Origin of the sequence: Streptomyces sp. LMG1-1-1.1, from assembly GCF_040815545.1 — a bacterium.
In the GTDB taxonomy this organism is placed as follows: Bacteria; Actinomycetota; Actinomycetes; order Streptomycetales; family Streptomycetaceae; genus Streptomyces.
On sequence record NZ_JBFPNH010000082.1, the window covers coordinates 1 to 7,843 of the forward strand.

Consider the following 7,843-nt stretch of genomic DNA (forward strand, 5'->3'; position numbering starts at 1 on the left):
AAGGTGCGGACGCTTCCTTCGTTCCTGTTTCCAGGCCCTCCGGGCGCTTCCTTCGTTTCCGACTCTATCAGATCTTTCCGATCCGATTTCCTCGGTGCTTTCCGGTCCCTTTCGCTTTCGCTCCGGGGGCCTTTCGGCGTGGTCACTACGTTAGCTGATTTCCGTGGAGGCTCATAATCGAGTCATTCGAAACGAATTTCGGAATGCCGAAATGAACCCCGATCGGGGTGTCATCTTCAGTAGTGGATGGCCGCTACGGGGTGCTTGAACAAGCAGGCCCTGATCCAGCGGCTCGGGCCACGTTAGTCGCTTGGGCGGGCAGAGTCAAGGCCGCGCTTGCGGGGGGTGTGGGGGCGGTAGGGGCTGACCGTCGGGTCGTCGGTGAGCCAGAAGCGCCAGGGGTGCGGGGCACCGTCGCCGCCGACGCCGGTGCGGGGGCCGGTGCGGACGCGGTCCCGGGGCGGTGGGGTGCCGGTGAGGAGAGCGAGCGGGGCCTGCGGGCCCGCGCAGACGTCGGTGCCGTTGAGGGAGAGGGCGACGTCGAGGGCCGTGGCCAGACGGGCCGGGCCCTTGGCGAGCTCGTGGTCGGAGCGGGCCGAGCGGCGGCGGGGGCGGGCCTGGTCGGCGCCGCGGAGGAGTTCACCCGCGCGCAGCAGGACACCACTCGCCTGGCCCTCGGGGCCGCACACCAGGTTCAGGCAGTGCCACATGCCGTAGGTGAAGTAGACGTACGCATGACCGGGCGGGCCGAACATGACGGCGTTGCGCGCGGTGCGGCCGCGGAAGGCGTGCGAGCCGGGGTCGATCGCGCCGGCGTACGCCTCGACCTCCGTGAGGCGCAGCTCCATCCGACCTTCTTCCGTGTTGCGGACGAGCGTGCGGCCGAGGAGGTCGGGGGCCACGTCCAGAACGGGTCGGTCGAAGAAGGTCCGCGGGAGCGGCGTACGGTCGGGGCTCTCGCTCATGGCGCCCGAGCGTAGTGGGGGAACCGACTACGGTCGTCGCGCGTATGTAGGGGTCAGGACTGAGAAGGAGTGGAAGTCATGGGATTCAAGAAGCTGCTCGCGAGCCTCGGTGCCGGTGGGGCCAGTGTGGAGACGGTGCTCACCGAGGAGAACGTGGTCCCGGGCGGGGTCGTCCAGGGTGAGGTGCGGATCCAGGGCGGCAGTGTCGACCAGCAGATCGAAGGGCTGTCGATCGGGCTGCAGGCGCGTGTCGAGGTCGAGGGCGGCGACCAGGAGCACAAGCAGGACATCGAGTTCGTCAAGGTGCGTCTGGGCGGGGCCTTCGAGGTGAAGGCCGGAGCGGTGCACGTGGTGCCGTTCGGTCTGGAGATCCCGTGGGAGACGCCCATCACGTCGGTCTCCGGGCAGCAGCTGCGCGGGATGAACATCGGTGTGACGACCGAGCTGGAGATCGCCCGCGCCGTGGACTCGGGTGACCTGGACCCGATCAACGTGCACCCGCTGCCGGCGCAGCAGGCGATCCTGGACGCCTTCCTCCAGCTGGGCTTCCGGTTCAAGAGCGCGGACATGGAGCGCGGGCACATCCGGGGAACGCGGCAGCGGCTGCCGTTCTACCAGGAGATCGAGTTCTTCGCGCCGCAGCAGTACCGCGGGCTGAACCAGGTCGAGGTCAGCTTCGTCGCCGACGACCGCGAGATGGACGTCGTCCTGGAGATGGACAAGAAGCCGGGTCTGTTCGGTGAGGGCAGCGACTCCTTCCGCGCGTTCAAGGTGGGGCTGCACGACTTCCACACCACCGACTGGGCGGCTTACCTGAACCAGTGGCTCGCCGAGGTCGGCGGGCGCCGCAACTGGCTCTAGTCTCGGCGGTCTCGGCCGGAGAGAAATGCCGAGGCAGTAGCAACAGGCGATTCGGAGGATTCGACGTGTCCGAGGGCAAGAGGGCGCCGCTCCCGCATGACTTCCATCCGCCGGTGCCGGCGTTCACCGTGGTGAGCGACGACGTCGTGCCGGGTGGGGTGCTGAAGGACGCTCAGGTGTACGCGGCGGGGAACACCTCGCCGCATCTTCGCTGGGAGGGGTTCCCCGCGGAGACGAAGAGCTTCGCCGTGACCTGCTTCGACCCGGACGCCCCGACGGGGAGCGGGTTCTGGCACTGGGTGCTGTTCGACATCCCGGTGTCAGTGACGGAGCTGCCCGTCGGTGCGGGGTCGGGGTCCTTCGAGGGGTTGCCGGCGGGTGCCGTGCACGTCCGGAACGACTACGGCTCGAAGGAGTTCGGCGGAGCCGCTCCCCCGGCCGGGGACCCGGCGCACCGTTATGTGTTCACGGTGTACGCGGTGGACCAGGAGAAGCTCGGGCCCGACGCCGACGCGTCGCCGGCGGCGATCGGGTTCAATCTGCGTTTCCACACGCTGGGACGTGCCCAGTTGGTCGGTGAGTACGCGGCTCCCGCGGCGGTCTGATCGTTCGTTTGTTGTTTGCCCGCTTCTGGTCTTGGAGAGATCAGAAGCGGGCATCTTTTGTTTCGCGAGAAATTGCGTTGTCCGACCCGGCCGGCCCGGCCATCGTTGATCCAAGCCCGAAGCCCCACTACCGGGGTTGGGGCCGGCATACGGGAGGTGGGCAACATGCGGGACACGCTGGTACTCAACGCGAGCTTCGAGCCGCTTTCGACGGTCACGCTCAACCGGGCGGTGGTGCTCGTCCTGCAGGACAAGGCCGTCGTCGAGCAGGCCCATCCCGAGCTCCGGGTGCGAGGTGCCGCCGTCGATCTTCCGGTGCCGCGGGTGATCAGGTTGTGCCGCTACGTCCGGGTGCCGTTCCGAAGACAGGCCCCGTGGTCGAGGAGGGGGGTGCTGGTCAGGGACCAGCACCGGTGCGCGTACTGCGGGCGGAGGGCGACGACGGTCGACCATGTCGTGCCGCGGGCGCAGGGCGGTGGGGACAGCTGGCTGAATACGGTCGCCTCGTGTGCGGAGGACAACCACCGCAAGGCCGACCGGACGCCGGAGCAGGCCGGGATGCCGCTGCTCCACCAGCCTTTCGAGCCGACGCCGGCGGACGCGATGCTGCTCGCGATGCGGGCGAGCGAGCGGTCGGAGCTGCCGGCGTGGCTGGCGAACTCGGCCGCGTAGGCGTGTGATCCGCGGTCGTCACAGTCGTTGCAGTCGTTGCAGTCGTCGCAGTCGTGCGGAAGGGCCCGTCTCCCCCGGTGGGGAGGCGGGCCCTTCCTTCCGGCCGGAGCGCGCGGGGCTACTTGAGCGTCAGCTGGAGGATCGCGACGAAGCCGACGGCGATGATGACTCCGCGCAGGACCGAGGGGGGCAGTCTCCGTCCTACCTTGGCGCCGATCTGGCCGCCGAGGGTGGAGCCGACGGCGATGAGGAGGACCGCGGTCCAGTCGAACTCGGCGACGAAGAGGAAGAAGACGGCCGCGACGCCGTTGACGAGGGCGCCGAGGATGTTCTTGACGGCGTTGATCCGCTGCAGGGTGTCGTGGAGCAGCAGGCCCATGAGGGAGAGGTAGAGCACTCCCTGTGCGGCGCCGAAGTATCCGCCGTACATGCTGGCGAGGAAGAGGCCGACGAGGAGGACGGGGCCGCCGTCGGGGTCCGCCTCGGTGCCGGTCTGCTCGCGGCGGCGCTTCACGGCGGCCGAGATGCGGGGCTGGAAGAGGACCAGGACGAGCGCGAGGCCGATGAGGACGGGGACGATCGCGTCGAAGGCCTGGGACGGCAGTGCCAGGAGCAGGACGGCGCCGACGAGTCCGCCGAGGAGGGCGACGCCGCCGAGTCGGATGATGCGGGCCTTCTGGCCCTTGAGTTCACGGCGGTAGCCGATGGCGCCGCTGATGGAACCGGGGACGAGGCCGAGGGCGTTGGAGACGTTCGCGGTGATCGGCGGGAGTCCGGTCGCGAGGAGGACGGGGAACGTGATCAGTGTGCCCGACCCGACGATGGTGTTGATGGTGCCGGCGCCGATGCCGGCGGCGAAGACCGCCAGTGCTTCCCAGATGGACAACGCCATCTCCTTACATGGTCAGTGGCTCGCCTCCCCGCCCTGAGGTCGTCAGGGTCGAGGGGCTCGCACCGATCATGCCCGAGGATTACGTGTACGTGTCAGTCAACCGGCGGTTCGTCTCGCCGCGCGGACGGTACGTCTCCCTTGACGTTGAAGCCGGGGGCGCCGCCGGTCGCGTTGCCGAAGGCGCCGGAGAGGCCCTTGAGGGCGTCGCCGATCTCGCTGGGCACGATCCAGAGCTTGTTGGCGTCGCCTTCGGCGATCTTCGGGAGCATCTGGAGGTACTGGTACGACAGAAGCTTCTGGTCGGGGTCGCCCGCGTGGATGGCCTCGAAGACCGTGCGGACGGCCTGGGCCTCGCCCTCGGCGCGCAGCGCGGCGGCCTTGGACTCGCCCTCGGCGCGGAGGATCGCCGACTGCTTCTCGCCCTCGGCGGTGAGGATCGCGGACTGGCGGGTGCCCTCGGCGGTGAGGATCGCGGCGCGCTTGTCGCGCTCGGCGCGCATCTGCTTCTCCATCGAGTCCTGGATGGAGGTCGGCGGCTCGATCGCCTTGAGCTCGACGCGGTTGACGCGGATGCCCCACTTGCCGGTGGCCTCGTCGAGGACGCCCCGCAGGGCCGCGTTGATCTCCTCGCGGGAGGTGAGGGTCCGCTCCAGGTCCATGCCGCCGATGATGTTGCGCAGGGTGGTGACGGTGAGCTGCTCGATCGCCTGGATGTAGCTGGCGACCTCGTACGTCGCGGCGCGGGCGTCGGTGACCTGGTAGTAGATGACCGTGTCGATGTTGACGACCAGGTTGTCCTGGGTGATCACCGGCTGGGGCGGGAACGGGACGACCTGTTCGCGGAGGTCGATCCGGTTGCGGATCGAGTCGATGAACGGGACGACGATGTTCAGCCCGGCGTTGAGGGTGCGCGTGTAGCGGCCGAAGCGCTCCACGATCGCCGCGCTCGCCTGCGGGATGACCTGGATCGTCTTGATCAGGGCGATGAAGACGAGCACCACCAGAATGATCAGGACGATGATGACTGCTGACATCGTGTTCCCCGTGCCCTTCGCTGCCTGTTGACTGCCGGGTGGCATTGCATGATCGAGTTTCCCAGATGGCGTAGCGTCATGGGCGAGGTTCGGTCACATGACGACGGCCGTCGCCCCGTCGATCTCCACGACGTCGACCTGTTCGCCCGGTTCGAAGCTCTGTCCGGTGTCGAACGTGCGGGCGGACCAGACCTCGCCGGCGAGCTTGATGCGGCCTCCGCTGCTGTCGACCCGTTCCAGCACGACCGCCTGACGCCCCTTCAGGGCGTCGACGCCGGTGGCGAGTCCGGGTGTGCCGTCGCGATGGCGGGCGGCGATCGGGCGTACCACCGCGATGAGCGCCACCGAGACGACGACGAAGACGAGTACCTGCGGGACGATGCCGAAGCCGAGGGCCGCGGTCACCGCCCCCGCGACCGCCCCCACGGACAGCATGCCGAACTCCGGCATCGCGGTCAGGACCAGCGGAATGCCGAGCCCCACCGCGCCGATCAGCCACCAGACCCATGCGTCGATGTCCACATGGTCATGGTAGGGCGGGTGGGGGTCTCCGGGACAGGGCGCGGGCGGCTGTGCGGGACGCCGGCGCTCCGTACGGCTACTTCAGGGGCAGACCGTGCGCGGTCCAGCGGTCGCCGACGCGCTCGACGACGAGCGGCAGGCCGAAGCAGCGCGAGAGGTTGCGGGACGTCAGCTCGGTCTCCACGGGGCCGGCCGCGAGGACCTTGCCCTGACGGATCATCAGGACGTGGGTGAAGCCCGGGGCGATCTCCTCGACGTGGTGGGTGACCATGATCATGGAGGGGGCGTACGGGTCGCGGGCGAGGCGGCCGAGGCGGCGGACCAGGTCCTCGCGGCCGCCCAGGTCGAGACCGGCGGCGGGCTCGTCCAGGAGCAGGAGCTCGGGGTCGGTCATCATCGCGCGGGCGATCAGCGTGCGCTTGCGCTCGCCCTCCGAGAGGGTGCCGAACTTGCGGTCCAGGTACTCGTTCATGCCGAGCCGGTCGAGGAACGCCTTGGCGCGGTCCTCGTCGACCGGGTCGTAGTCCTCGTGCCAGGTGGCGGTCATGCCGTAGGCAGCGGTCAGCACCGTCTGGAGGACGGTCTGGCGCTTGGGGAGCTTCTCCGCCATCGCGATGCCGGCCATGCCGATCCGGGGACGGAGCTCGAAGACGTCGGTGCCGACGCCGCCGAGCTGCTCGTCCAGGATCCGGGCGGTGCCGTTGGTGGGGAAGAGGTAGCTGGAGGCGATGTTCAGAAGGGTCGTCTTGCCGGCGCCGTTGGGTCCGAGGATCACCCAGCGCTCGCCCTCCTTGACCGACCAGGAGACCTCGTCCACCAGAGCCCGTCCGTCGCGGACCACGGATACGTCCACCAGCTCCAGTACATCGCTCATGAGCGCGTTGTCTCCCCTTGCGGTCGAGTCGTGTCGTCGCCTTGCGCCGATGGGCGCGGCGTCCAGGGGAAAACCTACGTTATCGACGGAGCGGACCGGTCCGTAGGGCGTCCTTAGAGTCCCTAGTCTGGGGGGATGCTTTCGGAACCACGTTCAGGACGCCTGGCCGCCTGGGGCAACGCCCTGCTGGCCGGGGCGGTGTCGCCGGACGACGCGGCACTGGCCATTGTCGGGGAGGACGCGGTGCACCGCGTGGAGGGGCTGCCGGGTGAGGCGGGGCCGGTGGGGCTGACGCTGGCGCTCGGTCGGCTGCGGCGGCTCGGGGTCACCGGGTGGCGGGTGGCGCTGCCCGCGCCGGGGCATCCGCTGGGGCTGAGCGGACCCCCCGACTTCAACGCGCGCGCGTTGGAGGCGGAAGAGGCCGTGGTGGGCTTCGGCGCGCCGTACGGCCTCGTGCCGGAGGTCTCCGAGGCCGGCCCGGCGGGCGACGTGCACGTGGAGGTCGTCTGGCGGTGCCTTGCGGTGCGGGAGGCGCCGCCGGCGGACGTCCCCTCGCTCGGCGAGGCGGAACGGGAACTCGCCGAGGCGCTCCGCGACGCCACCACGGTCCTCACCCGGCTCGACGTGGCGGCGTCCGGCCCCGTGGCGGACGCGGCCCGTGAGGCGTACCGGGCACGGGCGGAGGTCGGCCGCGAGGTCCTCGCCCCCGGCTACCCGCCGCGGGCCGTGCGGGTCCTCGAGCTGGCCCAGCGCATCGGGCTCCTCGTGGACCTGGCGTACGACCACGGGCACGGGGGTGCGGTGAGCGCGTCCGAGATGGCGGCGCGGGGGGAGGCGTTGCGGCCGGTGGAGCGGGTGGCTCGGCGGGCGCAGGTCGCGGCGTACAACGCGTATGTGGAGGAGAGGGAGCGGGGCCGGGGGGTCTGAGCGGGACGCGCGCTCGGCTTGGCGGGCGTTGTCCGGGCCGCGGGCCGGCTTGGCGGGCGGAGTCCGGCGCGGTGGCCGCGGGCCGGGGGGTGCGTCGGCGCTCTTGGCCCTCGGCCGGGGTTTTCGGCGCTTGTCCCGGGGCCGGGCGAGGGGGGCGGTCCGGGGGGCGGGGTGCGGGGGCGGGCGACGCCCTATGGGGGTTGTGCCCACCCGTTCCGCCCTGCGGAACGATTGCCCACAACCGGAGGGGCACGGCGGGCGGCTGCAGACGACCGGGGGGGGGCGGCCGGGCACGGCGGGCAGCCGCACACGAGCGAGGCGCAGCCGGGCACAGCGGGCGGCCGCACGCGAGCGAGGCGCAGCCGGGCACAGCGGGCGGCCGCACACGAGCGAGGCGCAGCTGGGCACGGCGGGCGGCGGGCGGCTGCAGACGACCGGGGCGCAGCCAGGCACGGCGGGCGGCCACACACGGCCGGGGCACAGCCGGGCAC

Annotated in this window: 9 protein-coding genes; 4 read left to right on the top strand and 5 right to left on the bottom strand. The window is 70.6% G+C overall.

Annotated elements, in window-relative coordinates:
• Positions 1-302: 302 nt before the first annotated feature.
• Complete coding sequence (locus tag MRBLMG1_RS34935) at positions 303-965, bottom strand: DNA-3-methyladenine glycosylase (RefSeq protein WP_367828179.1); 663 nt, start codon at positions 963-965, stop codon at positions 303-305.
• Positions 966-1,043: 78 nt separating this feature from the next.
• On the opposite strand from MRBLMG1_RS34935, the gene MRBLMG1_RS34940 reads away from it, so the two are divergent.
• From MRBLMG1_RS34940 to MRBLMG1_RS34950, 3 genes are all read left to right on the top strand, one after another.
• Positions 1,044-1,826: a sporulation protein gene (locus tag MRBLMG1_RS34940; RefSeq protein WP_367828180.1), complete on the top strand. Its 783-nt coding sequence runs from the start codon at positions 1,044-1,046 to the stop codon at positions 1,824-1,826.
• A gap of 65 nt (positions 1,827-1,891) precedes the next feature.
• Entirely contained in the window at positions 1,892-2,431 is a 540-nt protein-coding gene (locus MRBLMG1_RS34945) for a YbhB/YbcL family Raf kinase inhibitor-like protein (RefSeq protein ID WP_367828181.1), read from the top strand.
• A 165-nt stretch (positions 2,432-2,596) separates the two neighbouring features.
• Complete coding sequence (locus MRBLMG1_RS34950; protein WP_367828182.1) at positions 2,597-3,103, top strand: HNH endonuclease; 507 nt, start codon at positions 2,597-2,599, stop codon at positions 3,101-3,103.
• A 118-nt stretch (positions 3,104-3,221) separates the two neighbouring features.
• Here the strand turns inward: MRBLMG1_RS34950 and MRBLMG1_RS34955 are convergent, their stop codons facing one another.
• From MRBLMG1_RS34955 to MRBLMG1_RS34970, 4 genes are all read right to left on the bottom strand, one after another.
• Positions 3,222-3,995: a sulfite exporter TauE/SafE family protein gene (locus tag MRBLMG1_RS34955; RefSeq protein ID WP_367828183.1), complete on the bottom strand. Its 774-nt coding sequence runs from the start codon at positions 3,993-3,995 to the stop codon at positions 3,222-3,224.
• Between the two features lie 92 nt (positions 3,996-4,087).
• Positions 4,088-5,029, bottom strand: a complete 942-nt coding sequence (locus tag MRBLMG1_RS34960) for an SPFH domain-containing protein (protein WP_367828184.1) — start codon at positions 5,027-5,029, stop codon at positions 4,088-4,090.
• Between the two features lie 93 nt (positions 5,030-5,122).
• Positions 5,123-5,551 carry an NfeD family protein gene (locus MRBLMG1_RS34965; protein ID WP_367828185.1) on the bottom strand — a complete coding sequence of 143 codons (429 nt, stop codon included), beginning with the start codon at positions 5,549-5,551 and terminating at the stop codon, positions 5,123-5,125.
• A 76-nt stretch (positions 5,552-5,627) separates the two neighbouring features.
• The gene (locus MRBLMG1_RS34970; protein ID WP_367828186.1) at positions 5,628-6,425 is read right to left on the bottom strand and encodes an ABC transporter ATP-binding protein; all 798 of its coding nucleotides are present in this window, start codon (positions 6,423-6,425) and stop codon (positions 5,628-5,630) included.
• Between the two features lie 135 nt (positions 6,426-6,560).
• On the opposite strand from MRBLMG1_RS34970, the gene MRBLMG1_RS34975 reads away from it, so the two are divergent.
• The gene (locus tag MRBLMG1_RS34975; RefSeq protein WP_367828187.1) at positions 6,561-7,352 is read left to right on the top strand and encodes a hypothetical protein; all 792 of its coding nucleotides are present in this window, start codon (positions 6,561-6,563) and stop codon (positions 7,350-7,352) included.
• Positions 7,353-7,843: the final 491 nt, after the last annotated feature.